25 protein-coding genes and 5 tRNA genes are annotated in these 25266 nt (G+C 64.2%); 22 read left to right on the forward strand and 8 right to left on the reverse strand.

The window, feature by feature from the left end; all coding sequences use genetic code 11:
- Window positions 1-59: 59 nt before the first annotated feature.
- The 3 genes from N5C91_RS25355 to N5C91_RS25365 are packed head-to-tail and all read right to left on the reverse strand — an operon-like array spanning window position 60 to window position 2397.
- Entirely contained in the window at window positions 60-620 is a 561-nt protein-coding gene (locus N5C91_RS25355; protein WP_279832957.1) for a peptidylprolyl isomerase, read from the reverse strand.
- A 29-nt stretch (window positions 621-649) separates the two neighbouring features.
- The gene (locus tag N5C91_RS25360; RefSeq protein ID WP_279832848.1) at window positions 650-1441 is read right to left on the reverse strand and encodes an alpha/beta fold hydrolase; all 792 of its coding nucleotides are present in this window, start codon (window positions 1439-1441) and stop codon (window positions 650-652) included.
- 29 nt (window positions 1442-1470) lie between these two features.
- Window positions 1471-2397: a LysR family transcriptional regulator gene (locus N5C91_RS25365; RefSeq protein ID WP_236198533.1), complete on the reverse strand. Its 927-nt coding sequence runs from the start codon at window positions 2395-2397 to the stop codon at window positions 1471-1473.
- A gap of 55 nt (window positions 2398-2452) precedes the next feature.
- Between N5C91_RS25365 and N5C91_RS25370 the strand changes: the two genes are divergently transcribed.
- From N5C91_RS25370 to N5C91_RS25410, 9 genes are all read left to right on the forward strand, one after another.
- Window positions 2453-2767: a 3-phosphoglycerate kinase gene (locus tag N5C91_RS25370; RefSeq protein ID WP_279832850.1), complete on the forward strand. Its 315-nt coding sequence runs from the start codon at window positions 2453-2455 to the stop codon at window positions 2765-2767.
- A gap of 142 nt (window positions 2768-2909) precedes the next feature.
- On the forward strand, window positions 2910-3509 hold the full coding sequence (locus N5C91_RS25375; protein ID WP_236171007.1) for an FMN-dependent NADH-azoreductase: 600 nt from the start codon (window positions 2910-2912) through the stop codon (window positions 3507-3509).
- Window positions 3510-3708: 199 nt separating this feature from the next.
- Window positions 3709-3993 carry an integration host factor subunit beta gene (ihfB, locus tag N5C91_RS25380; RefSeq protein ID WP_003091441.1) on the forward strand — a complete coding sequence of 95 codons (285 nt, stop codon included), beginning with the start codon at window positions 3709-3711 and terminating at the stop codon, window positions 3991-3993.
- 33 nt (window positions 3994-4026) lie between these two features.
- A complete protein-coding gene (locus tag N5C91_RS25385; RefSeq protein ID WP_236171006.1) occupies window positions 4027-4332 on the forward strand; it encodes a LapA family protein in 306 nt (101 codons plus the stop codon).
- A 118-nt stretch (window positions 4333-4450) separates the two neighbouring features.
- Complete coding sequence (locus tag N5C91_RS25390; protein ID WP_279832855.1) at window positions 4451-5476, forward strand: tetratricopeptide repeat protein; 1026 nt, start codon at window positions 4451-4453, stop codon at window positions 5474-5476.
- A gap of 55 nt (window positions 5477-5531) precedes the next feature.
- Window positions 5532-6494 carry an SDR family oxidoreductase gene (locus N5C91_RS25395; RefSeq protein ID WP_279832857.1) on the forward strand — a complete coding sequence of 321 codons (963 nt, stop codon included), beginning with the start codon at window positions 5532-5534 and terminating at the stop codon, window positions 6492-6494.
- A complete protein-coding gene (locus N5C91_RS25400) occupies window positions 6491-7516 on the forward strand; it encodes a glycosyltransferase family 4 protein (RefSeq protein ID WP_236171003.1) in 1026 nt (341 codons plus the stop codon). Before N5C91_RS25395 ends, N5C91_RS25400 begins: the two co-directional genes overlap by 4 nt.
- Window positions 7517-7589: 73 nt before the next feature.
- The gene (locus tag N5C91_RS25405) at window positions 7590-9578 is read left to right on the forward strand and encodes a nucleoside-diphosphate sugar epimerase/dehydratase (RefSeq protein ID WP_236171002.1); all 1989 of its coding nucleotides are present in this window, start codon (window positions 7590-7592) and stop codon (window positions 9576-9578) included.
- 193 nt (window positions 9579-9771) lie between these two features.
- Window positions 9772-10119: a helix-hairpin-helix domain-containing protein gene (locus N5C91_RS25410; RefSeq protein ID WP_236198538.1), complete on the forward strand. Its 348-nt coding sequence runs from the start codon at window positions 9772-9774 to the stop codon at window positions 10117-10119.
- 247 nt (window positions 10120-10366) lie between these two features.
- Here N5C91_RS25410 and N5C91_RS25415 read toward each other — a convergent pair.
- Both N5C91_RS25415 and N5C91_RS25420 read right to left on the reverse strand, forming a co-directional pair.
- A tRNA-Asn gene (locus tag N5C91_RS25415) sits at window positions 10367-10442 on the reverse strand.
- A gap of 69 nt (window positions 10443-10511) precedes the next feature.
- Entirely contained in the window at window positions 10512-11708 is a 1197-nt protein-coding gene (locus N5C91_RS25420) for an amino acid aminotransferase (RefSeq protein WP_236171000.1), read from the reverse strand.
- A 184-nt stretch (window positions 11709-11892) separates the two neighbouring features.
- On the opposite strand from N5C91_RS25420, the gene uvrB reads away from it, so the two are divergent.
- Entirely contained in the window at window positions 11893-13908 is a 2016-nt protein-coding gene (uvrB, locus tag N5C91_RS25425) for an excinuclease ABC subunit UvrB (RefSeq protein ID WP_236170999.1), read from the forward strand.
- An 88-nt stretch (window positions 13909-13996) separates the two neighbouring features.
- On the opposite strand, the gene N5C91_RS25430 is transcribed toward uvrB, so the two are convergent.
- The gene (locus tag N5C91_RS25430) at window positions 13997-15496 is read right to left on the reverse strand and encodes an MDR family MFS transporter (protein ID WP_236171066.1); all 1500 of its coding nucleotides are present in this window, start codon (window positions 15494-15496) and stop codon (window positions 13997-13999) included.
- Between the two features lie 49 nt (window positions 15497-15545).
- A complete protein-coding gene (locus tag N5C91_RS25435; RefSeq protein WP_279832862.1) occupies window positions 15546-16580 on the reverse strand; it encodes an HlyD family secretion protein in 1035 nt (344 codons plus the stop codon).
- Window positions 16581-16690: 110 nt separating this feature from the next.
- Between N5C91_RS25435 and N5C91_RS25440 the strand changes: the two genes are divergently transcribed.
- The 11 genes from N5C91_RS25440 (at window position 16691) to N5C91_RS25490 (ending at window position 23760) form a co-directional block, all read left to right on the forward strand.
- Entirely contained in the window at window positions 16691-17611 is a 921-nt protein-coding gene (locus N5C91_RS25440; protein WP_236198539.1) for a LysR family transcriptional regulator, read from the forward strand.
- 61 nt (window positions 17612-17672) lie between these two features.
- Window positions 17673-19157, forward strand: a complete 1485-nt coding sequence (gene gltX, locus N5C91_RS25445; protein WP_236170996.1) for a glutamate--tRNA ligase — start codon at window positions 17673-17675, stop codon at window positions 19155-19157.
- A 280-nt stretch (window positions 19158-19437) separates the two neighbouring features.
- Window positions 19438-19513 (forward strand) — tRNA-Ala (locus tag N5C91_RS25450).
- A 52-nt stretch (window positions 19514-19565) separates the two neighbouring features.
- Window positions 19566-19641: transfer RNA gene (locus N5C91_RS25455), tRNA-Glu, on the forward strand.
- A gap of 44 nt (window positions 19642-19685) precedes the next feature.
- Window positions 19686-19761 (forward strand) — tRNA-Ala (locus tag N5C91_RS25460).
- Window positions 19762-19819: 58 nt separating this feature from the next.
- Window positions 19820-19895: transfer RNA gene (locus N5C91_RS25465), tRNA-Glu, on the forward strand.
- Between the two features lie 169 nt (window positions 19896-20064).
- Window positions 20065-20604, forward strand: a complete 540-nt coding sequence (locus N5C91_RS25470; protein WP_236170995.1) for a TetR/AcrR family transcriptional regulator — start codon at window positions 20065-20067, stop codon at window positions 20602-20604.
- 12 nt (window positions 20605-20616) lie between these two features.
- Complete coding sequence (locus tag N5C91_RS25475) at window positions 20617-21456, forward strand: alpha/beta fold hydrolase (RefSeq protein WP_236198541.1); 840 nt, start codon at window positions 20617-20619, stop codon at window positions 21454-21456.
- A gap of 165 nt (window positions 21457-21621) precedes the next feature.
- Window positions 21622-22272: a bifunctional 4-hydroxy-2-oxoglutarate aldolase/2-dehydro-3-deoxy-phosphogluconate aldolase gene (locus N5C91_RS25480; protein ID WP_279832864.1), complete on the forward strand. Its 651-nt coding sequence runs from the start codon at window positions 21622-21624 to the stop codon at window positions 22270-22272.
- Window positions 22269-22724 (forward strand): thioesterase family protein, encoded by a 456-nt coding sequence (locus N5C91_RS25485; RefSeq protein ID WP_279832866.1) that lies wholly within the window; start codon window positions 22269-22271, stop codon window positions 22722-22724. The genes N5C91_RS25480 and N5C91_RS25485 overlap by 4 nt, the downstream gene beginning before the upstream one ends.
- Before the next feature lie 76 nt (window positions 22725-22800).
- Entirely contained in the window at window positions 22801-23760 is a 960-nt protein-coding gene (locus N5C91_RS25490; protein ID WP_236170991.1) for a tRNA-dihydrouridine synthase, read from the forward strand.
- A 99-nt stretch (window positions 23761-23859) separates the two neighbouring features.
- On the opposite strand, the gene N5C91_RS25495 is transcribed toward N5C91_RS25490, so the two are convergent.
- Window positions 23860-24606: an SDR family oxidoreductase gene (locus N5C91_RS25495; RefSeq protein ID WP_279832869.1), complete on the reverse strand. Its 747-nt coding sequence runs from the start codon at window positions 24604-24606 to the stop codon at window positions 23860-23862.
- Window positions 24607-24753: 147 nt separating this feature from the next.
- Here N5C91_RS25495 and N5C91_RS25500 point away from each other — a divergent pair, with 147 nt between their 5' ends.
- Window positions 24754-25200 (forward strand): Hsp20 family protein, encoded by a 447-nt coding sequence (locus tag N5C91_RS25500; protein ID WP_236170989.1) that lies wholly within the window; start codon window positions 24754-24756, stop codon window positions 25198-25200.
- Window positions 25201-25266 lie beyond the last annotated feature (66 nt).

Consider the following 25266-nt stretch of genomic DNA (forward strand, 5'->3'; position numbering starts at 1 on the left):
TCGGCGGGGCCGTCCTGGCCCCGCCTTGAATGGCCTCCGTCAGCCGTGATTGCGCAGAATCACAGACGCTTGGCGGAGAGGATGACCACCGGGGTGGTCGGTACGTCCTGGAACATGCCGCGGTTGCCGGTCTTCACCCCGGCGATCTGGTCGACCACGCCCATGCCGCGTACGACCTTGCCGAACACGGCGTAGCCGAAGTCGCGGGCGCCATGGTTGAGGAAGTCGTTGCCGGTCAGGTTGATGAAGAACTGGCTGGTGGCGGAGTTGACGTCGCTGGTGCGCGCCATGGCCAGGGTGCCGCGCTCGTTGAGCAGGCCATTGTCGGCCTCGTTCGTGATCGGTGCCTGGGTGTCCTTCTCCTTCATGGCTTCGGTGAACCCGCCGCCCTGGATCATGAAGTTGGGGATCACGCGATGGAAGATGGTTCCGTTGTAGAAGCCACTGTCGACGTAGGACAGGTAGTTCTTCACGGAAATCGGCGCCTTGTCGGCGTACAGCTCGATTTCGATTTCACCGGACGTGGTCGACAGCAGCACGTGCGGGTTGTTGCTGTCGGCGGCGAATACCGAACCGGCCAGGACCAGGGAGCAGGCGGCGAGCAGGAAGCGTTTGAACAGGGTCATTTGGCGGATGTTTCCTGAAGGTTCTAGGGATGGTCGACCTGCTCGAGAAAGTCGAGCAGGGTGGTGTTGAATCGTTCCGGCTGGTCCAGCGGCGTCGCGTGGCGCGAGTCCTCGATCACCACCAGGCGCGCGTTGGGCATGCGCCCGACATAGGCCTGCTTGAGCGATACCGGGGTGTAGTCGCGGTCGGCGCTGATCACCAGGGTTGGACAGGTTATGCGCGCCAGCCGTTCCTGCACACCCCAGCCGATGATGGCGTGCAGGCTGGAGAGGTAGGCGCGCTTGTCGTTCTGCGGCCAGCGCTGCTGGATCTTGTGGCGCAGCGCGCTCTGCTCGGGCTTGGGAAAGAGCATCCTGCCCAGCGCCTTGCCCACGGTGTCCAGGCCCAGCACGTGGGCGAGAAACAATCGGCGCGCCACTTCCAGGTATTCACGCAGGCTGCGTGGTTTCACTTCCGGGGCGCTGTTGACGATGGTCAGGCTGTCCAGCCGCTCCGGCCAGCGGGTGGCCAGCTCGAAGCCGATCATGCCGCCCATGCTGATCCCTACCAGATGCACGCGGCCGAGACTCAGGTGGTCGAGCAGGGCGATCACGTCCTCGGCGAAAGCGCCAATGCTGTAGCGCTGGCGTGGTTTGTCCGACTGGCCGTGGCCGCGCACGTCGAGGGCGATCACCCGATGGCGCTTCTCCAGTTCCGGCACCTGGTATTCCCAGTCGCTGGTGCTGGAGCCAAGCCCATGCACCAGCAGTACCGGTGTGCCGAATCCGCTTTCCTCGTAGTGCAGGCGGTGACCGGCGTGATCGAAGAACGGCATGACGGGCTCCTTTTTCGGGCGGCCTGTAATCAGGCCGGGCTTTCCGGGGCGGCGAAATGGGCGTCGAGTGGCACGTTGGCGAAGGTGGTCAGCAGCTCCACGAGGATCTGCGTGGCCGGGCCCAGGGGCTTTTCCTTGTTCGGGTAAAGATAGAAGCGGCTCTCGCGCACGCCGCCCTGTTTCATCGGCAGCGGCTTGAGCTGGCCATCGCGCAACTCGCGTTCGATCATGTGCCGCGGCAGCCAGGCAAAGCCCAGGCCATTGCTGACGAAGGTGGCGGCGGTAGCCAGGCTGCCCACGGTCCAGCGCTGCTCGGCGCCGAGCCAGCCGACGTCGCGCGGTTGCAGGCGACCGGAGTCGCGGATCACCACCTGCATCTGGGTTTCCAGGTCTTGGTGGGTGACCTCGCGTTGCAGGCGGTGCAGCGGATGATCGGGATGGGCGACGGCGACGAAATCGACGATGGAGAGATCCGCTCCCAGATGGCCGGGAATGTTCAGGCCGCTGATGGCGAGATCGGCATGACCCTGCACCAGGGCTTCCTCCACGCCGGAGAGCACTTCCTCGCGCAGCAGTACGCGGCAGCCGCGGCTCTGCGGCATGAAGGCGGAAAGCGCACGCACCAGGCGCACGGTGGGGTAGGCGGCGTCGACGACCAGGCGCACTTCGGGCTCCCAGCCCTGTTCCATGTGGTGGGCCAGCTCTTCCAACTGGCCGGCGGATTTGACCAGTTGCCGCGAGCGGCGCAGCAGTACTTCGCCGGCCTCGGTGAGCACGGCCTTGCGCCCGTCGATGCGCAGCAGCGGCACGCCGAGCTGCTCCTGCATGCGCGCCACGGTGTAGCTGATCGACGACTGCGAACGGTGCAGGGCTTCCGCCGCCTGGGCGAAGCCGCCGTGATCGACCACGGCCTGTAGGGTTCTCCACTGATCCAGGGTAACGCGGGGCGCTTTCATCCTCGCTTCCTCTTGTCTACTCTGGCGGTCCGCAGAAGACCAACAAGAGACCGCCATGAAAAAAATCTGTTGTGCCGTTCTGGCCATGTTGCCGCTGACCGCCCTGGCTTATCCCATCGAAGTGCAGAAGAGCCTCAATGGTACCGAGGTGGATGTCGAAACCCAGGATATCGGTGACCAGATGGGGGCGATCATCCTGCGCAACGGCGGCCAGCAGCCGGTGACTTGCACGGCAGTGTTCGTCAACGGGCCCGAGACGCCTCATGTGCGCAAGGCCACCATGGCGCCGGGCAAGGAGGCGAACCTCACTTCCAGCTTCAGCCGCGCAGTGATCAAGCTGCGTATCAAGCTGACCTGCAATCCGTCCTGACTCCGGGACAAGACTAGAACCAACCCGGCAAGAAATCAATTTATTCGATAATTAGAAGCGACTATTTGCGCTTTTTTATCGATTTGTTCATCTTTAGGATGGCCTCCATCGACACATTCAACGACCGATGGAGGTCCAGTCCATGTCCCGCGTTCTGGTAATCGAAAGCAGTGCTCGTCAGGAAGGTTCCGTTTCCCGCCAACTGACCCGCGACTTCATCGCTCAGTGGCAGCTCGCCCACCCGGCCGACGCCATTCAGATCCGCGACCTGGCCGTCGACCAGGTGCCGCATCTGGACGCCAACCTGCTGGGCGGCTGGATGAAGCCGGCGCAGGAGCACAGCGCGATCGAGCGCGCCGCACTGGAACGCTCCAATCTGCTGACCGCCGAACTGCAGGCCGCCGACGTACTGGTGCTGGCCGCGCCGATGTACAACTTCGCCATCCCCAGCACCCTGAAGTCCTGGCTGGACCACGTGCTGCGCGCCGGCGTCACCTTCAAGTACACCGAGACCGGCCCGCAGGGCCTGCTCAGCGGAAAACGTGCCTTCGTGCTCACTAGCCGCGGCGGTGTCTACGCCGGCGGTGCGCTGGATCACCAGGAGCCGTACCTGCGCCAGGCGCTGGGCTTCGTTGGCATCCACGACGTGACCTTCATCCACGCCGAAGGCCTGAACATGGGCGGCGAATTCGCCGAGAAGGGCCTGGCCAAGGCCAAGGCGCAACTCGCCAGCGTCGCCTGACTTTCGTTTCTCCCTTGCGCGTCCTTCCGCTCCTGGGCGCGACCGTGGCCGATCTCCTCCCCGGGGATCGGCCATTTTTTATTTGCCAACCACTTGACCGGGTGAAAACACATCCTTTCCGTTCGGGCTGTTCAAAGCATGATCAGCATGCTAAAAGAACCTAGAGCTGATCTAGCCGCTTGAAAAAGAAGGGAAAACCATGACCAAGTCGGAGTTGATCGAGAGAATCGTCACCCATCAGGGGCAGCTTTCCGCAAAGGATGTGGAGCTGGCGATCAAGACCATGCTTGAGCAAATGTCCCAGGCTCTGGCGACGGGGGATCGCATCGAAATCCGGGGGTTCGGCAGCTTCTCTCTGCACTACCGCGCACCGCGCGTGGGGCGTAATCCGAAAACCGGTGAGTCGGTGCGCCTGGACGGCAAGTTCGTCCCGCACTTCAAGCCCGGCAAGGAGCTGCGCGACCGCGTCAACGAACCCGAGTGACCCCGGGGTATCCGTCTTCAAGAAGGAGTGTCCATGCTTCGGGCAAAACGTTTCCTGCTGATTCTGGCGTTGGTCGTCCTGGCCGCCGTCGTCGTGGTTTTCGTCCTGGAAAACCTGCAGCCTGCACAACTGACCTTCCTCGGCTGGCAATCGCCGCAGTGGCCGCTGGTGGTCTTCATCACCCTTGCCTTCATCGTCGGCGGCGCGATCGGCCTGCTGCTGAGCATTCCCTTCCGCGCGAAGGCGCACGTCCGCATGACCGGCCTGCGCTCCGAAGTCACCCGTTTCCGCAAGGAGAATGACGCGCTGCGTGAAAAGTCGCTGACGGACCATGCCTAGCGTCATCGCCACGCTGTTCTTCTTCTGCGCCCTGGCCATCGGCTGGTGGATGGGGCGTCGCTCTCTTTCCCGGGCCGGGACTGCCCCGCCAGAGAACCTCCGGGCTCGTGTGCACAGCATGCACAACCTGCTGGAGCGGCACTCCGACGACGCGTTGGAGAGCCTGTCGCAGGGGCTCGTGGTCAGTCCCGAGACGCTGGAAAGCCACCTGCACGTCGGCAACCTGTTCCGGCGCCGCGGCGATATCGAAAAAGCCATTCACATCCACCAGGACCTGCTGGGTCGTGCCGGTGAGGACGGCGCGCTGGTCGCCCAGGTGCGTCTGGAGTTGGCGCGCGACTACATCGCCGGCGGCCTGCTGGGCAGCGCGGAGGAATTGCTCGACGAACTGACGCAGCAGCGTGACGAGCCCATTTCCCTTGAAGCGCTGGATGAGCAGCGCTTGATCTGCGAGCGCGAGAAGAACTGGTCCCGCGCCATCGAGTTGGCCGCCCGGCTGGTGCCGAGCAGGCCCGAATTGAGCGCTGCACTGGCCAATTACTACTGCGAGCTGGCCCAGGCAAAGGGCAAGGGCGGCGATCGCAGTGCCATGCAGGAATTGCTGCGTGAAGCACGGCGCGTCGACAAACACTGCGTGCGGGCGCTGCTGATGCGCCTGGACTGCGAGCTGTGGCGCAAGGATCAGCCGGCGGCCGTTGCCACGATCGGCGAATTGGCGCGTGACGCCAAGACCTTCCTGGGGGAGATCGTGCCGTTGCTGCGGCGCCATGACGGCCTTGCACGGCCCGAGCTGCTGGCCTGCCTGCGTGAGCTGGCGGCGGGCGAGGAAGTACCGCCGGCGATCCTTGCATTGCTGGCCGAAAGCGAGCAGTCAGCCAGTTCGCCAACCTGGCGCGAAAGCCTGCTGGAGCGGGTCGAGCGCCATCCCTCCTGGCAGGGAGTGGGCGAATACCTGGAAGTGGTTGGGAGCGAAACGGAAAAACACTCGGCGACGGGAAAAATCGCTCCAATAATCATTGGGTTGTATAAGACAATGCCGCGCTATCGATGCGGCAAGTGTGGCTTTGCCGGTCGCGAACTGCACTGGCAATGCCCCAGCTGCCACGCTTGGAATGCGCTGCGGCCGGTCATTTCGCCGCTCTGACGCGTTCGCTCAAACATGGAAGACGCCATCGGCGTCAGGTTCTGCAGGTGCTGGATTGAAGGTTTTACTCACGGGCGCGAGCGGATTTGTCGGCCGAGGCGTGCTGGCACGCTTGTGCCAGGAAGATAACGTACAGGTTCGCGTCGCCCAGCGTGGCCTGGCTGCGCAATTCCCCGAGGGCGTCGACGTGGCGCTCATCGACGGCTTGAGCGTGGCTCAGTCGTGGCAGCAGGCCCTGCACGGGATCGACGCAGTGATTCATTGCGCTGCCCGGGTTCACGTCATGGACGAGCAGGCCGCCGATCCTCTCGCCGAGTTTCGCGCGGTAAACGTCGAGGCGACCCGGCATCTGGCAGAGCAGGCAGTGGCGGCAGGTGTCAGGCGTTTCGTCTTCGTCAGTTCGATCAAGGTCAATGGCGAGCAGACCGCGCCCGGTCGCCCCTTTACCGCCGATGCAGAGCCGCAACCGCAGGACCCATACGCTCAATCCAAGCTCGAGGCCGAGCAGGCCTTGTTCGCCATCGCCCGGCAGAGCGGCCTGGAAGTGGTCGTGGTGCGCCCGCCGCTGATCTATGGCCCAGGCGTGAAAGCCAATTTCGCCAGTCTGATGCGCGCCCTACAGCGGCGCCTGCCATTGCCCTTTGGCGCCATCGACAATCGCCGCAGCCTTGTAGCGCGGGACAATCTGGTCGATCTGCTGCTGCTGTGCTGCCGCCACCCCGCAGCCGCGGGGCAGGTGTTCCTGGTGAGCGATGGCGAGGACCTGTCTACAGCGCAACTGTGTCGTGGTTTGAGCAAGGCCCTGGGGGTGCGTCCGCGGCTGCTTCCGGTTCCCGCTGCGCTGCTGCGCCTGGTGGGGGCGCTGACAGGGCGTAGCCAGCAGGTCCAGCGCTTGCTGGGGTCGCTGCAGGTGGATATTGCCGCGACGCGCAATCGTCTGGACTGGACTCCGCCGGTCAGTGTCGAGCAGGCGCTGCGGGAAACGGCGCGGGCATGCGCTCAGGAGCAGAAGCGATGAGCATGGGAGTTCTGCTGGCAGCGGTATTTATCGCGTCCTGGGCGATGACCGCCGGTGTGCGTCGTTATGCGCTGGCGCGCAGCATCATGGATATTCCCAATGCCCGCAGCTCGCACCGGATCCCCACGCCGCGCGGCGGCGGGGTGGCCATCGTGCTGGGGTTCCTCGGTTGCCTGCCGTTGGCCGGCGTTCTGGGGGCAGTGGATGGCCGTAGCCTGTTGGCCCTGCTGCCGGCCGGCGCTTTGGTTGCGGCCATTGGCTTCCTCGATGATCACCGCCATATTCCGGCGCGCTGGCGATTGCTCGGGCATTTTGTCGCCGCGCTCTGGCTGCTTGGCTGGCTGGGGGGAGTGCCCGCGCTGGCAACGCCCTGGGGAATGCTGGATCTGGGGTTGCTGGGCGACTTCCTGGGGCTGGTGTTCCTGGTCTGGCTGCTCAACCTGTACAACTTCATGGACGGCATCGACGGCATCGCGGGCCTGGAGGCCATCAGCGTCTGCCTGGGCGGAGCGCTTTGTGGATGGGTCGTCGGAGCGTCGCAACTGCTGTGGTTGCCGTTGATCCTGGGCATGGCGGCGGCTGGCTTTCTGGTCTGGAATTTCCCCCCCGCGCGAATCTTCATGGGGGACGCGGGTAGCGGGTTCCTCGGCCTGGTCCTGGGTGGGCTGGCGCTGCAGGCGGCGGCGGTGGCACCGCCGCTGGTCTGGAGCTGGTTGATCCTGCTTGGCGTTTTCGTCGTGGACGCGACCTTCACCCTGTGCCATCGCCTGATGCGCGGTGAGCGCGTCTACGAAGCGCATCGCAGCCACGCGTACCAGCGCGCATCGCGGCGTTTTGGCAGCCACCTGAAGGTGTCGCTGTGGGTAACCTTGATCAACCTGCTGTGGCTTCTGCCACTGGCATTGCTGGTCGCGCTGGGGCATGTTCCGGGTTTGCTGGCGCTGATTGTGGCCTATGCTCCATTGGTGCTTGTCGTAGCTCATCTGGGGGCTGGGCGCCCGGATGAACAGGATGTGAGCTGAACTCCGCCGGATTTGGTGGTCAATGTAGCGGGTGGGGGCGATTTCCTCCGCTCGGGATTAAGGACAAGCGCTGATGCTCCGAGAACGCCTGCTGAGGCTTCCGAGACGACATAAACGGTTATTGCAGGTCGCCACCGACATCTGTCTGGTGTGGTTCGCGCTGTGGCTGGCTTTCATCGTGCGGCTGGGTACTGACGATCTGGAGTACCCGTTCCGCGTGCATGGCTGGCTGTTCCTGGCGGCGCCGGCCGTGGCGATTCCGCTGTTCATTCGATTTGGCATGTACCGGGCCGTCATGCGCTATCTGGGCAATGACGCGCTGATTGCGATCTGGAAGGCGGTGACCATCTCGGCGTTGCTGCTGTCGCTGGTGGTCTATTGGAATCGCTCGGTGATCGAAGCGGTACCGCGTTCCCTGGTACTCAACTACTGGTGGCTGAGCCTGCTGATGATCGGCGGGCTGCGTCTGGCCATGCGCCAGTACTTCATGGGCGACTGGTACAGCACGGTTCAGGCCGTTCCTTTCCTCAAGCAACAGGATGGCCTGCCCAAGGTCGCCGTCTACGGTGCGGGGTCTGCGGGCAATCAACTGGTGGCCGCGTTGCGCCTCGGCCGTGCGATGCGTCCGGTGGCTTTCATCGATGATGATGACGAGATCGCCAATCGCGTCATCGCCGGCCTGCGCGTCTACAAGCCCAAGCACATTCAGCAGATGATCGACGAGACCGGCGTGCAGGAAGTGCTGCTGGCGGTTCCTTCCGCGACGCGCGCGCGCCGCCGCGAAATCCTCGGCTTGCTCGAGCCCTATCCGGTTCACGTGCGAAGCGTTCCCGGATTCATCGACCTGGCCAACGGCCGCGTGCGGGTGGACGACATCCAGGAAGTGGATATCGCCGACCTGCTCGGACGCGACCCGGTCGAGCCGCGAAAAGAGCTGTTCGAGCACTGTATCCGTGGCGAAGTGGTGATGGTGACCGGTGCAGGCGGTTCCATCGGTTCCGAGCTGTGCCGGCAGATCCTCGGTTCATCGCCAACCGTGCTGGTGCTGTTCGAGCACAGTGAATACAACCTCTACCGGGTGCACCAGGAGCTGGAGAACCGCATCAAGCGCGAGTCCCTCGCGGTGCAACTGGTGCCGATCCTGGGTTCGGTGCGCAGTGCCGAGCGACTGCTGGATGTCATGCGTACCTGGAAGGTCGCCACTGTCTATCACGCTGCTGCCTACAAGCACGTGCCCATCGTCGAGCACAACATTTCCGAGGGCGTGCTGAACAATGTGATGGGCACCCTGCATACCGCCCAGGTGGCTGTGCAGGCCGGTGTCGAGCACTTCGTGCTGATCTCCACCGACAAGGCGGTGCGTCCGACCAATGTCATGGGCAGCACCAAGCGACTGGCGGAGATGATCCTGCAGGCCCTCAGCCAGGAGTCTGCGCCAGTGCTGTTCGGCGACAGGCCCGGGGTGCATCAGGTCAACAAGACCCGTTTCACCATGGTGCGTTTCGGCAATGTGCTGGGATCGTCCGGCTCGGTCATTCCGCTGTTCCGCGAGCAGATCAAGCGCGGCGGCCCGGTCACCGTGACCCATCCGGGGATCACGCGCTATTTCATGACCATTCCCGAGGCGGCCCAGCTGGTGATCCAGGCCGGTTCCATGGGGCGCGGTGGCGACGTCTTCGTGCTCGACATGGGGCAGCCGGTGAAGATTCTCGAACTGGCCGAGCGGATGATCCACCTGTCCGGGCTGAGTGTTCGCTCGGAGCGGGTACCGCACGGCGACATCTCCATCGAGTTCAGCGGTCTTCGGCCTGGCGAGAAGCTCTATGAGGAGCTGCTGATTGGTGACAACGTCAGCGCCACCGAACACCCGATGATCATGAAGGCCAACGAGGAGCTGATGCCCTGGGAGGGCTTCAAGCTGGTCCTGGCCGATCTGCTCAGGGCGGTAGACCAGGGCAATTACGCACGGGTGCGGCAACTGTTGCGGGAAACCGTCAGCGGCTATTGCCCCGAGGGCGAGATTGTCGACCTGATCCATCAGCAGCGGCGGATGGAGCCCTGAGCCCGGGCTCCTAGCAGAAGTTTCAATTACTGCATCTGCTAGCGTTGTCAGTCCTTTCTTGCTGATCTGTCGGCGGCGCCGGAAATTGCCGCCGACTCTCTAAACCGGCGGTTTCGTGGATATTCCTGACGCTATGTTTTCCGGGCAGCGCAATCGTGCCTGCCCAGAAGGCTTTCATGTTAAGGAGCAATCCATGAAGAAGAATCTGCTTACCATCGCAGGCATGATCCTGTCCGCCAGTCTCGCTTTCGGCGGCAGCGTCCAGGCCGCCACGAAGACCGAGCCCGCGACCAAGCCTGTAGCTGAGGCCCCGGCTCCGGCGGCCAAGGCACCTGCCGCCCAGGCTGGAGCTGTGAACATCAATACGGCGTCCGCCGAGGAACTGCAGCTATCCCTCAAGGGTATCGGCAAGGTCAAGGCGCAGGCCATCGTCGACTATCGCGCCAGCAACGGTCCGTTCACCACGGTCGATCAGCTGCTGGAAGTGAAAGGCATCGGCAAGAATACGCTGGACAAGAACCGCGACAGGATTTCGCTCTGAGCCTTGCCTGATGGGATAAAAAGCCGGTCGATGACCGGCTTTTTATTGGGTGGCATTCCCTGGCCCAATAAAAAGCCCCCGGCATGTGCCGAGGGCTTTGAATTTTGGCTCCGCGACCTGGACTCGACGGCGCCAGCCGAACGCGCTTCAGCGCGGCCCCGAAGGGGGAATCACCTGGGACGCAGTCCCTGGAGAGAGTCCAGCGCCCAATAAAAAAGCCCCCGGCATGTGCCGAGGGCTTTGAATTTGGCTCCGCGACCTGGACTCGAACCAGGGACCCAATGATTAACAGTCATTTGCTCTACCGACTGAGCTATCGCGGAACAACGGTGCGTATCTTACTGATTAAAAAGGGGAAGTCAACAATGTGCCGACGACTTCCCCTGATTTTTTTACAGCACCTGGACGATGGCGCGGGTGACGGTGTCCAGGTTGCCGTTGTTCAGCGCAGCAACGCAGATGCGGCCGGTGCCGACGGCGTAGATGCCGAACTCGTTCTTCAGGCGTTCAACCTGCTCGGCGGTCAGGCCGGAGTAGGAGAACATGCCGCGCTGCTGGGCAACGAAGCTGAAGTCGCGCTTGGCGCCCAGGGCAGCCAGTTGCTCGACCATGGCTACGCGCATGGCGCGGATGCGGGTGCGCATTTCGCCCAGCTCTTCTTCCCAGACTGCACGCAGTTCCGGGCTGTTCAGCACGGCGGCGACGACGCTGGCGCCATGGGTCGGCGGGTTGGAGTAGTTGGTGCGGATCACGCGCTTGACCTGGGACAGCACGCGGGTGGACTCCTCGCGGCTGTCGGTCACTACCGACAGGGCGCCAACGCGCTCGCCGTACAGCGAGAACGACTTGGAGAACGAGCTGGAGACGAAGAAGTTCAGGCCCGACTTGGCGAACAGGCGCACGGCGGAGGCGTCTTCGTCGATGCCGTCACCGAAACCCTGGTAGGCGATGTCGAGGAACGGTACGTGGCCCTTGGCCTTGAGCACGTCCAGGACCTGCTTCCAGTCGTCCATGGTCAGGTCGACGCCGGTCGGGTTGTGGCAGCAGGCGTGCAGCACGACGATCGACTGCGAGGGCAGGGCGTTGAGGTCTTCCAGCAGGCCGGCACGGTTCACGCCGTTGGTGGCGGCGTCATAGTAGCGGTAGTTCTGCACCGGGAAGCCGGCCGCTTCGAACAGAGCGCGGTGGTTTTCCCAGCTCGGGTCGCTGATGGCGACGGTGGCGTTGGGCAGCAGGCGCTTGAGGAAGTCGGCACCGGTCTTCAGCGCGCCGGTACCGCCAACGGCCTGGGTGGTGACCACACGGCCTTCGGCCAGCAGCTCGGAGTCAGCGCCGAACAGCAGCTTCTGCACGCCCGAATCGTAGGCGGCAATGCCTTCGATCGGCAGATAGCCGCGCGGGGCGTGAGCCTCGATGCGGGCCTTCTCCGCGGCCTGTACGGCGCGCAGCAACGGGAGGCGACCTTCCTCGTTGTAATACACGCCCACGCCCAGGTTGATCTTGCCCGGGCGGGTATCGGCGTTGAAAGCTTCGTTCAGGCCCAGGATCGGGTCGCGGGGGGCCATTTCGACAGCGGAGAACAGACTCATTTTGGCAGCAGCTCTAAGGCGGGAGTGAAGTGCAATTGCAACCCACCCGCTCACGGCGCTGGGGGTTGCGTCGACGGGCCGGTATTATATAGGCCTCTATGGCAGGCGGCGAGTTGTCGCGCATGCTTTTCGACTGGTATGACGCTTTGGCGACCGAAGCGTCACACGCCAATGCGAGGTTCCCATGTCGATTTTTCAGCTGGATTCGCGATTCGAGCCCGCCGGCGATCAGCCCGAAGCCATCCGACAGATGGTGGAAGGGCTGGAAGCAGGGCTGTCGCACCAGACGCTGTTGGGGGTGACCGGCTCCGGCAAGACCTTCAGCATCGCCAACGTCATTGCCCAGGTGCAGCGCCCGACCATGGTGCTGGCGCCGAACAAGACCTTGGCAGCCCAGCTTTACGGCGAGTTCAAGACCTTCTTCCCGAACAATGCCGTCGAGTACTTCGTTTCCTACTACGACTACTACCAGCCCGAGGCCTATGTACCGTCCTCGGATACCTATATCGAGAAGGACTCCTCGATCAACGACCACATCGAGCAGATGCGGCTGTCGGCGACCAAGGCGCTGCTGGAGCGCAAGGACGCCATCATCGTCTGCACCGTGTCGTCGATCTACGGCTTGGGTGATCCGGCGTCCTACCTGAAGATGGTCCTGCACCTGGATCGTGGCGACAAGATGGACCAGCGCGAGCTGCTGCGCCGCCTGACCAGCCTGCAGTACACCCGCAACGACATGGATTTCGCTCGTGCGACCTTCCGTGTGCGCGGTGACGTGATCGATATCTTCCCGGCGGAATCGGACCTGGAGGCCATTCGCGTCGAGTTGTTCGACGACGAAGTGGAGAACATCGCCGCCTTCGATCCGCTGACCGGCGAGGTGCTGACCAAATTGCCGCGCTTCACCTTCTACCCCAAGAGCCACTACGTCACCCCGCGGGAGACGTTGCTGGAGGCGGTGGAGCACATCAAGGCCGAACTCAAGCAGCGCCTGGATTACCTGCGCAGCAACAACAAGCTGGTGGAGGCGCAGCGCCTGGAGCAGCGTACCCGCTTCGATCTCGAGATGATCCTCGAGCTGGGCTACTGCAATGGCATCGAGAACTACTCGCGCTACCTCTCCGGGCGTGGTCCCGGCGAGCCGCCGCCGACGCTCTATGACTACCTGCCGGACAACGCCCTGCTGGTAATCGACGAATCCCACGTCAGCGTTCCCCAGGTCGGCGCCATGTACAAGGGCGACCGTTCACGCAAGGAAACCCTGGTGGAATATGGTTTCCGCCTGCCCTCGGCGCTGGACAACCGGCCGCTGCGTTTCGAGGAGTGGGAGGCGATCAGCCCGCAGACCATCTTTGTCTCGGCGACTCCCGGCCCCTATGAGGACCAGCACGCGGGACGCGTGATCGAGCAGGTAGTGCGCCCCACCGGCCTGGTCGACCCGGAAGTGGAAATCCGCCCGGCGACCACCCAGGTGGATGACCTGCTCTCCGAGATCGGCAAGCGTGTGGCAGTCGATCAGCGCGTGCTGGTTACCACCCTGACCAAGCGCATGGCCGAAGACCTCACCGATTACCTGGGCGACCACGACGTGCGCGTGCGTTACCTGCACTCGGATATCGATACCGTGGAGCGGGTGGAAATCATCCGCGACCTGCGCCTGGGCAAGTTCGATGTGCTGGTGGGTATCAACCTGCTGCGCGAAGGCCTGGACATGCCCGAAGTGGCGCTGGTGGCGATCCTCGATGCGGACAAGGAAGGTTTCCTGCGTTCCGAGCGTTCGCTGATCCAGACCATCGGCCGTGCCGCGCGGAACCTGCACGGCAAGGCGATCCTCTACGCCGACAACATGACCGGCTCGATGCAGCGGGCGATCAACGAGACCGAGCGTCGCCGTGCCAAGCAGCTGGAGTTCAACGCCAAGCACGGCATCGTGCCCAAGGGCGTGAAGAAGGACATCAAGGACATTCTCGAAGGTGCCGTGGTGCCGGGCGCCAAGGGCAAGCGCCGTAGCCTGGCGAAAGTGGCGGAGGAGAGCGGCCGCTACGAGAACGAACTGCGCACGCCGGACGAGATCGGCAAGCGCATCAAGCAGCTGGAAGAGCGCATGTACCAGTTGGCCCGCGACCTGGAGTTCGAGGCCGCGGCCGGTGTGCGCGACGAGATCGGCAAGTTGCGCGACCGCATGGTGTCGATGGGCTAGGGGCGGCGGCAGGCCTCAGGCTACAAGCGACAGGCAAAAGCGTAGGTGAGCTCATGCCTGAAGCCTGAAGCCTGAAGCCTGAAGCCTCTCAGTGCGCCCCGGCCCCCGCGCCTGCGCCCATGCCGGCGGGCAGCGGGCGCGTCAGCAGCACCGCCACCATGCTGATTGCCAGCACGATACCGATGGCATGGAAGGCGTCGTTGTAGGCCATGATCGCTGCCTGCTGGTGGACGATCTCGCTGATCTTGCCCAGCGCCGCCTGCTGCGTTCCCAGCTGCGAGGTCAGCTGCGCCAGGCGCTCGTCCACTGCACCGTTCACCGGCACCACTGCTTCACGCAGGTAGTCGTAATAGACCTTGGCGCGGCTATCCAGCAGGGTTGCCAGCAGCGCGATGCCGATGGCGCCGCCGAGGTTGCGCAGGATGTTGAACAGGCTGGAGGCCGAACCGGCGTCCTGCGGTTGCAGGTAGACGGTGGCGATCAGCGAGATGGTGACCATCACCATCGGCTGGCCGAGAGCGCGCAGCAGCTGGATCTGATTGAACTGCGGGCCGGCGAAGTCCGGGTTGAGCACGCCGGAGAAGAAGCTCGCCATGCCGAACAGGCCGAAGCCGACGGCGCACAGCAGGCGCGGCTCGATGATCTTCATCAACTTGGGAATCAGCGGGATGAGGAACAGCTGCGGCACGCCCATCCACATGATCACCTCGCCGATCTGCATGGCGTTGTAGCCCTGGATCTGCGCGAGATACAGCGGCAGCACGTAGATCGAACCGTACAGCCCCATGCCCAGGCCGATGCTGGAGATGCTCGACAGGCCGAAGTTGCGGTTGCGCAGGATGCCCAGGTTGATCAGCGGGTTGGGCCGTGAGGTCTGCAGGATCACGAAGAGGATCAGGCTGACCAGGGCAATGCTGCCCAGGCTGACGATCAGGTTCGATTCCAGCCAGTCCTTGCGGTGGCCTTCTTCCAGGAACACCTGCAGGCAGCCCAGGCCGATGGCCATGGTGACGATGCCGGCGTAGTCGGTGCTCTTCAGCAGTTCCCAGTGTGGCGGCTTTTTCTCCAGGCCGTAGAGCAGCCCGGCGATCATCAGCAGGCCCGGCGGGATGTTGATGTAGAAGATGTATTCCCAGCCGAAGTTCTCGGTCAGCCAGCCGCCCAGGGTCGGGCCGATGGAGGGCGCGAACGTGGCGGTGATGGCGAACAGCGCCATGCCCTTGGGGCGGTGGTGCTCCGGCAGCTTGATCAGCGCCAGGGTGAAGGCCAGGGGAATCAGCGCGCCGCCGGTGAAGCCCTGCATGGCGCGGAACACGATCATGCTCTCCAGATTCCAGGCGAACGAGCAGAGCAGCGAGGAAAACAGAAAACCGACCGAGATCATCCACGCCAGCCGGCGCGCCGAGAGCAGCTGCACCAGCCAGGCGGTGAGCGGGATCATGATGATCTCCGCCACCAGGTAGGAGGTGGAGATCCACGAACCTTCCTCCAGGGTGGCGGCCAGCGCGCCCTGGATGTCCTTCAGCGAGGAGTTGGTGATCTGGATGTCGAGGACTGCCATGAACGCGCCGAGCATGGCGCTGAACACGGCGATCCAGTCGCGGCGGGTCGGTTCCCCGACCGGCCGCACCAGTGCATCAGCGGACACGCAGCTCGACCTCGGCCTCGACGGACATGCCCGGGCGGATCAGGCCCTTGAGCGGGTTGTCGTCGGCGAAGGTGATCTTGACCGGAATGCGCTGCACCACCTTGGTGAAGTTGCCGGTGGCGTTGTCCGGCGGCAGCAGGCTGAACTGCGCACCGGACGCGGCGAACAGGCTCTGCACCTGGCCGTCGATGGGCTGGTCGGGGAAGGAGTCGAACACCAGCTTGGCGGTCTGGCCGGGGCGCATCTTGCCGATCTGGGTTTCCTTGAAGTTGGCCTGGACCCAGATGCCGTCGTCCGGCACCAGCGACAGCAGTTGGCTGCCGACCTGCACGTACTGGCCGACGCGGGCGCCGCGCTGACCGACCAGGCCGCTGACCGGCGCGTGAATCTCGGTGCGGGCGAGGTTGATCTCGGCCTGGGTGATGTCGGCGCGGGCGCTCTCGATCTGCGCCTGCAGGCGCTGCACGTCGGTGCCCAGGGTTTCGCGCTGCACGCGCTGGGCCTGCAGGTCGGCCTGGGCCTTGGCCACCTGGGAGCGGGCCACATTGGAATCGGCAGCCAGGGTGGTGACGCGCTCTTCCGAGACATAGCCGGGCTTGCGCAGTGCCTGGGCGCGGCCGAGGTCGACTTCGGTGCGGCCGAGGGTGGCCTGGCTGGCGTTCACATCGGCGGCGCTGGCAGCGATCATGCTGGTCTGGCCCTTGAGCTTGCTGCGCGCCTGTTCCAGCTCCGCCTCGCGGGTAGCCAGGGTGGCCTTGGCGCGGTCCAGCGCGAGCTGGAAGTCAGCGGCCTCCAGTTTTACCAGCAACTGGCCCTTCTCGACGTGCTGGTTGTCCTGCACCAGCACCTCATCGACGCGCGCGCCGAGCTGGCTGGCAATGCGGGTGATTTCGCCCTGCACGTAAGCGTTGTCGGTGGTCTCGACGAAGCGGCCGATGAAGTACCAGCGCGCCAGGAAGGCGAGGGCGACCACGGCGAGGATGACGAAGAACACGGTCAGGCGGCGTTGTAATTGTGCGGGCATAGGTAAACGAGCGTTTGGTTGGCCAAAAAAATGTTTGCCAATGTAACAGTGTTCCGTGGCGGCACGTAGCCGCTACACTTCGGAAACTTTGTTGCTTATAGGGAACAATCATGGGGCTGGATGATGCGCTGATCTTCACTCGCGTCGTGGAACTGCACAGCTTTACCCAGGCGGCGCAGAGCCTGGGCATGCAGAAGTCGACGGTGAGCCGGCGTATCGCGCTGCTGGAAGAGCGCCTGGGTGTGCGCCTGATCAACCGCACCACGCGCAAGCTGCGCCTGACCGAAGTGGGCCAGGCCTATTACGACCGCTGCCGGCAGATCATGCATGACTTCGCCGAGGCCGAGCAGGCGGTGATGCAGTTGCAGCAGGCGCCCTCGGGATTGTTGCGGATCAGCGCGCCCATCGAATTCGGCCAGATGTACCTGGCCAAGGTGCTGGGTGATTTCATGAACCTTTATCCACAGATCACCGCCGAGGTCGAGCTGACCTCGCGCAATGTAGATCCGCTGGAGGAAGGCGTGGACATTGTCATCATGGTCGGCCAGCCGGAAGACTCGACCCTGATTGCCCGGCGCATGCTGACCACCAACCGCTGCCTGTGCGCCAGCCCCGAGTACCTGAAGTTGCATGGCTGGCCGGAAACCGTCGAGGAACTGGCTGGCCACCGCGCCGTCCTGCTGCAGGCCGATTCGCAGCGCTACTGGCCGCTGCGCGGGGAAACGGTACCGTGCCACCGGGTGCTGTCGTGCAACAACATCACTTTCGCCCGCGAAGCAGTGCTGGCGGGGGCGGGAATCGCCTCGCTGCCCGAGCTGATCGTTGACGAGCAGTTGGCCAGCGGCCGTCTGGTGCGCGTGTTGCCGCAGGTCCAGCTACCGGTGGGCGAGCTGTACGCGGTGTACCCGTCGCGGCGTTTCCAGGCGATGAAGGTGAAGGCTTTCCTCGACTTCCTGATCAATAACCTGCCCATTGATCCCGGCCGCTGGCTGGAGCCGAAGGCGGCCCGCCTGATACCATCGCACCCATGAGCGCGCGCGCCGTCGCGCGCTGTCCGCTTCACACGAAGAATTGCTGCACACGAGAGCCTTCATGACCACAGTCCGCACCCGTATCGCGCCGTCTCCCACCGGCGACCCGCACGTCGGCACCGCGTATATCGCGCTGTTCAACCTCTGCTTCGCCCGCCAGCACGGCGGTCAGTTCATTCTGCGTATCGAGGACACCGACCAGGTGCGCTCGACCCGCGAATCGGAACAGCAGATCTTCGACGCGCTGCGCTGGCTGGGGATCGAGTGGGATGAGGGCCCGGACGTCGGTGGCCCGCACGGCCCGTATCGGCAGAGCGAGCGCGGCGCCATCTATAAGCAGTACAGCGACGAACTGGTCGAGAAGGGCCACGCCTTCCCCTGCTTCTGCTCCTCCGAGCGCCTCGACGCCCTGCGCGCCGAGCAGCAGGCACGCAAGGAAACTCCGCGCTACGACGGCCACTGCATGCACCTCGCGAAAGAGGAGTCGGCCCGGCGCATCGCCGCCGGCGAGTCCCACGTGGTGCGCATGAAGGTGCCGACCGAGGGCGTCTGCGTGGTGCCGGACATGCTCCGTGGCGATGTGGAAATCCCGTGGGACCGCATGGACATGCAGGTGCTGATGAAGGCCGACGGCCTGCCCACCTATTTCCTCGCCAACGTGGTCGACGACCACCTGATGGGGATCACCCACGTCCTGCGTGGCGAAGAGTGGCTGCCGTCGGCGCCCAAGCTTATCAAGCTGTACGAGTACTTCGGCTGGGAACAGCCGGTGCTCTGCTACATGCCGCTGCTGCGCAACCCGGACAAGAGCAAGCTGTCCAAGCGCAAGAATCCCACGTCGATCACCTTCTACGAACGCATGGGCCTGTTGCCCCAGGCGCTGCTGAACTACCTCGGCCGCATGGGCTGGTCCATGCCCGACGAGCGCGAGAAGTTCAGCCTGGCGGAGATGATCGAGCACTTCGACCTGTCCCGTGTGTCGCTGGGCGGGCCGATCTTCGACATCGAGAAGCTCTCCTGGCTGAACGGCCAGTGGATCCGTGAGCTGACCGTGGAGGACTTCGCCAAGGAAGTGCAGAAGTGGGCGCTCAATCCCGAGTACCTGATGAAGATCGCCCCGCACGTGCAAGGCCGCGTGGAGAACTTCAGCCAGATCGCTCCTTTGGCCGGTTTCTTCTTCAGCGGCGGTGTGCAGCTGGACGCCAAGCTGTTCGAGCACAAGAAACTCGATGCCACCCAGGTCCGCCAGGTGTTGCAGCTGGTGCTGTGGAAGCTCGAAGCGCTGCGCCAGTGGGAGAAGGACCGCATCACCGCGACCATCCAGGCCGTGGCCGAGCACCTGGGCCTCAAGCTGCGTGATGTGATGCCGCTGATGTTCCCGGCGATCACCGGCCAGGCCAGTTCAGTGTCGGTACTCGACGCCATGGAAATCCTCGGTGCCGACCTGTCGCGCTATCGCCTGCGCCAGGCCCTGGAGCTGCTGGGCGGTGCGTCGAAGAAAGAAGCCAAGGAGTGGGAAAAGATTCGCGACGCCATCGGCTCCTGAGTTCTTTCCTACACTGAAAAAGGCCGGATGCCGCAAAGCTCCGGCCTTTTTCATACCGGCATCGTTGATTGTGGACGTACCGGAGGAGGGCGGGCGAGCCGCGGATTTCGCCGGCCGGAAACCGCGGCGGTCACTTAAGTGATTGTTCTGTGGGAGAAAAAAATAAGAAATCTGAAAAAATGTTGTTGACAGGGGTTCGCCTCGCCCCTAAGATGCGCCCCGTTCCAGCGACGAACTGAACTGACAGGGCGAAGCGGAACGATAGATCCAGCGGTACTTTGGGGCTATAGCTCAGCTGGGAGAGCGCTTGCATGGCATGCAAGAGGTCGACGGTTCGATCCCGTCTAGCTCCACCAAATTACCAGTAGGCTTCGTTTGTCCGAACGGAGCTGAAATCGAAGGTTTTGCGTCCCCTTCGTCTAGTGGCCTAGGACACCGCCCTTTCACGGCGGTAACAGGGGTTCGAGTCCCCTAGGGGACGCCACTATTCCAGCGACGATGCGTTCGCGTCGTCAGCCAGAGTCATCTGGGGCTATAGCTCAGCTGGGAGAGCGCTTGCATGGCATGCAAGAGGTCGACGGTTCGATCCCGTCTAGCTCCACCAATTTCCCAAACGGGATGAAGCCAGAATCCACCGCCTGGTGGGTTTCTTCGAAGGATATGTCCCCTTCGTCTAGTGGCCTAGGACACCGCCCTTTCACGGCGGTAACAGGGGTTCGAGTCCCCTAGGGGACGCCATTTTTATCGCTCTGCGATGCCTATAGGGCCACTGAGACTTTCAGTGGCCCTTTTGTTTTTTCCCTTCCGAAAAAGCTTCCTCCGACCAGTGGTCGCGCGTTCTGCTTGCTGATTTTTATTATGGGAATAATATTCTATCCATAATATTTCCCCGAGCGAGAACCCAGCCATGAGCGACAAGAAAGCCCAGACCCGCGAACGCATTCTGTCCGCTGCCACCAGTGCGTTGCTGCAGCGCGGGCCTGTTGGCCCCAGCGTGGGCGAGGTGATGTCGGCGGCAGGGCTGACGGTGGGGGGCTTCTATTCGCACTTCGAGAGCAAGGACGCGCTGATGCTCGAGGCGTTCCGGCAACTGCTCGCCAAACGCCGCGAAGGGCTCAAGCGCTTCGATCCGCAGTTGAGCTTCGCCGAGCGGCGGGCGCTGACGGCGCAGTTCTACCTGTCGCGCAAGCATCGCGATACCGAAGAGGAAGGCTGCCCGATCCCCAGTTCGCTGAACGAGGTGGCCAATCTGCCGGAAGAATTCCGCCAGACCCTGGAAGAACACGTGGAGCTGATGGTCGCGGCGCTGGCCGGCCGCCCCGAGGAAATCGACTCCGTGCTCAGCGACATGGCCCTGATGATTGGCGGATTGGCGCTGGCCCGAGCCCTGGGCAGCGGAGACCTGTCCGATCGTGTCCTGCGTGCCGCGAAGAAGGCGGTGATCTGAGGAGGTGCGGAAATGAATGGTCTCAACTGGGTTCGAGGCATCAATGCCACCCTGGGGCGCGTCGCGCCGGAATGGGCGGCGCAGCGCATGCGGCAGTTGTTCGTGACGCCCAACGGGTATTCGCCGCGCGACTGGGAGCTGCCGTTGCTGGCCAGCTCCGAGCGCGTCACCTTGCGCTTTGGCCTGTCCGCGTTGCGCTGGGGGGAGGGCCCGGCCGTGCTGCTGATGCACGGTTGGGAAGGGCGGCCCACCCAGTTCGCCACGCTGATCGAGAAGCTGGTGGGCGCCGGTTACGGCGTGATTGCCCTCGATGGCCCAGGCCATGGTCGCTCGCCCGGACAGGAAGCGGATATCGTGCTGTTCGCCCGCGCCCTCCTGGAAGCGGCCGGCGAGCTGCCGCCGCTGCGTGCCGTGATCGGCCATTCCATGGGCGGTGCCAGCGCCCTGCTGGCGACGCAGATGGGCTTGCGCACCGAGACGCTGGTGACCATCGGCGCACCGAGCAATGTGCTTGGCGTCCTGCGCGGCTTCTCCAGAATGGTCGGGCTGCCGCCGCTCGCACGTTCGCGCTTCATCCGCATGATCGAGGGGCGCACGGGAATTGCCGCCAGGCAACTGGACGTCGCGCGCTACCAGCTGGATTTCCCCGGCCTGGTGGTGCACGCCGAGGATGACCAGTACGTGCGCGTGGGCGAGGCCGCCGCCATTCACCAGGCCTGGCCGCGTAGCCGACTGTTGCGCCTGCCCGCCGGCGGGCACCACCGTGTGTTGGCGGATGCCGTAGTCACCGAGGCGATCCTCGAACTGTTGGAGGAAGCCGAGATGCCACTCCCCCTGGCGCTGGTTTCCTGAAACATTCAGCAGGCTGATAACGGCGGCTACAGGCCGCCGTTTTCGTTGAATGATGGCCCGTTGCGGGTCGTCAGGTTTGCCGTGCTGGCGTAGACTTTCGGGCATTTCCGGCCGCCCCGGCCTGGGCGCGAGGTCTTGCGCACGCGGGCGGTCGATGGGGGAAGCATGAATCTGTCGCTGGATTGGGTGCTGCAGAAGGCACGCCCGGTCATGCCGGTGCTGGTGATCGACGATGTGGCGCTCGCCGCTGACCTGGCGCACACGCTGTATGACGGTGGCGTGCGGGTGCTGGAAGTGACCCTGCGGACGCCGCAGGCGCTGGATGCGGTCGCGGAGATCCGCCGCGAGCTACCGGAAATGATCGTCGGTGCCGGCACCCTGATCCACACCGAGCAGTTCCAGGAAGCCCGCGATGCCGGTGCCCAGTTCGCCGTCAGCCCCGGCTGCACGCCGCGGCTGGTGGCCGCTGCCGACGATGCCAAGCTGCCGTTCCTGCCGGGCGTGATGACGCCGTCGGAAGTGCTCGTCGCGCTGGAGTACGGCTACCGCTCGCTGAAGCTGTTTCCCGCCGATGGCAACGCCGCGATCAAGATGCTCAAGAGCCTGAAGGCGCCCTTCGCCGGCATCCGCTTCTGTCCGACTGGCGGCATCACCCAGGAAAACCTGCTCAACGTGCTGCGCCTGCCTAACGTCGCCTGCGTCGGCGGCACCTGGATCGCGCCGCCCAGCCTGGTCCGCGCCCGCGCCTGGGACCAGATCACCCAATTGGCCGCCGAGGCGATCGCGCTGGCCGCAAGCCTGGAGCATGCTTCATGAGTTGGCAGTTGCCCGACCCGTTCGTCATCGATATCGAGGTCAAGTCCGAGGACATCGACGGCCTCGGTCACGCCAACAACGCTGTCTACGTCAGTTGGCTGGAGCGCTGCGCCTGGCGCCACTCCCAGAGCCTGGGGCTGGACCTGGCCGAGTACCGCCGGCTGGATCGCGCCATGGCCGTGGTGCGCCATGAAGTGGACTACCTGGCCGCTGCCTACGAAGGCGATCAGTTGCAGTTGGCGACCTGGATCGTCGAGTCCGACCAGCGCCTGAAGATGACCCGCCACTTCCAGCTGATGCGTCCCGCCGATGCGGTGACGCTGCTGCGCGCACAGACCACCTTCGTCTGCATCGAGCTGTCCAGCGGCAGGCCCAAGCGCATGCCGGCCGAGTTCATCGAAGGCTACGGCCGCGCCCTGCTGCCGGCGGCAAACGTCGCAACGGGCGCGTGATCCGTCGCGCTGCGCTTTTCCCGGCGCGGCGCATTCCCTACAATCCGCGGCCTTCGCCATTTCCCGAGATTTTTCCGTGCAGATCGCCCTGGCCCCGATGGAGGGGCTGGTAGATGACATCCTGCGCGATGTGCTGACCCGCGTCGGCGGCATCGACTGGTGCGTCACCGAATTCATCCGCATCAACGACCGACTGTTGCCGCCGTCGTCCTTCCTGGCGCTCGCGCCGGAGCTGGCGCACGGCAGCAGGACCCGCGCCGGCGTGCCGATGCGTGTGCAACTGCTCGGTTCCGACCCGCAACTGCTGGCGGAAAACGCCGTGCAGGCCTGCGAGCTGGGTGCCCCGGTGATCGACCTGAACTTCGGCTGCCCGGCGAAGACGGTGAACCGTTCCCGTGGCGGCGCGGTGCTGCTGAAGGAGCCCGAGCTGATGTTCAGCATCATCGAGGCCGTGCGCCGTGCGGTGCCGGCGCACATCCCGGTGACCTCGAAGATGCGCCTGGGCTATGACAGCCCGGACGGCGCCATCGACTGCGCCCGCGCCCTGGCCGACGCCGGCTCAGCCCACGTGGTGGTCCACGCGCGGACCAAGGCCGACGGCTACAAGCCGCCGGCGCATTGGGAATGGGTGGCGAAGGTCGCCGATGCGGTAAAGGTGCCGGTGTTCGCCAACGGCGAAGTCTGGACCCTCGAGGATTACCACCGTTGTCGCTCCATCAGCGGTGTGGCCGATATCATGCTCGGCCGCGGGCTGGTATCACGCCCCGATCTCGCCCGGCAGATCGCCGCCTGGCGCGATGGCCGCGAGGTGGTGCCGATGCCCTGGTCCGAGGTGCGCGTGCTGCTCGACGACTTCTGGCGCCAGGCCCGGCGCAAGCTGGCGCCACGCTATGCGCCGGGGCGGCTGAAGCAGTGGCTGGGGATGCTCACCCGCAGTTATCCCGAAGCCGTGGAGCTGTTTGCCCAGGTGCGCCGCGAGAATGATTGCGATGTGCTGGATCGGATGCTCCAGGTCGAGATCGAAGCAGCCGCCTGATCTGCTCTTCGTAGGAGCGAGCTTGCTCGCGAACGCGGTTCCTCCCGGCACATCGGTGTTGGGCGGTTCGCGAGCAAGCTCGCTCCTACAGAAAAACGCTTAGCGGCCGCCGCTGACGTCGACGAAGCTGCCGGTGGAGTAGCTCGCCTCGTCCGAGGCGAGGAACAGGATCGCCCGCGCCACTTCCGCGGCCTCGCCGCCGCGCCCCAGCGGAATCGCCGATTGCAGGCGTTCCACGCGGCCCGGCTCGCCACCACTGGCGTGGATTTCGGTCCTGATCAGCCCTGGTCGCACGGCATTCACGCGGATGCCTTCTGCCGCCACTTCCTTGGCCAGGCCGATGGTCAGGCTGTCCACCGCGCCCTTGGCGGCGGCGTAGTCGATGTACTCGTTGGGCGAGCCCAGGCGCGAAGCCATCGACGAGACATTGACGATGCTTCCGCCGTTGCCGCCGTGCTTGCGCGCCATGCGTCTGATCGCCTCGCGACAGCAGAGGAAGGTGCCGGTGACATTCACCGCGAACACCCGCTGCAGGCGTGCCACGTCCATGTCTTCGAGGCGCATCTGGCGCTCGAGGATGCCAGCGTTGTTCACCAGTGCGTCGAGACGGCCGAAGTGTTCGTCCACTTCGCGGAACAGTCGCAGCACGTCTTCCTCGTTCGCCACGTCAGCGGCGAAGGCGCGTGCGTCGCCTCCGGCCCTGGTGATCTGTGCGACCAGCGCCTGGGCCGCTTCCTGCTCGCGGCGATAGTTGAGCGCCACGGCGAAGCCGCGTTCGGCAGCGAGCAGCGCGGTGGCAGCGCCGATGCCGCGACTGGCGCCAGTGATCAGCATGACCTTGTCCATGGAAAATCATCCTGTGGCGAAGGGGGCTTGAAATGGATTCGGGCAGCCCAATCTATGTTCCTGCGGGAGGCCGAAGACGGGTCCCGCACCGGAGTTCTGATGTCAGGCTCCCGATCATACCTTGCTGAAATTTTCAGGAGATTCGCAATGAGCAACGTCCTTTCCCTCGCCCCGCTGTTCCGCCAGTCCGTTGGCTTCGATCGTTTCAATGATCTGTTCGAATCCGCCCTGCGCAGTGAAAGCGGCAGTTCCTACCCGCCCTACAACGTCGAGAAGCATGGTGACGACCAGTACCGCATCGTCATCGCCGCCGCCGGCCTGCAGGAGGAAGACCTGGAGCTGCAAGTGGAGCGCGGTGTGCTGACCGTCCATGGCGGCAAGCGCGAAAAGGCTTCCGAGAGCGTCACCTACCTGCACCAGGGCATTGCCCAGCGCGCCTTCAAGCTGTCGTTCCGCCTCGCCGATCACATCGAGGTCCAGGGCGCATCGCTGAAGAACGGCCTGCTCAGTGTCGAGCTGGTACGCATCGTTCCGGAAGAGGCCAAGCCCAAGCGGATCGCCATCAACGGCCAGAACCCGGCCATCGAAGGCTGAGAGGCGCCCCGGTACTAGCCGGGCCGTAGCCGCAAAGCAAAACGCCCGTCTCGCAGGAGACGGGCG

Origin of the sequence: Pseudomonas sp. GD03903 (assembly GCF_029840045.1) — a bacterium.
GTDB classification, from domain to species: domain Bacteria; phylum Pseudomonadota; class Gammaproteobacteria; order Pseudomonadales; family Pseudomonadaceae; genus Pseudomonas; species Pseudomonas pseudonitroreducens.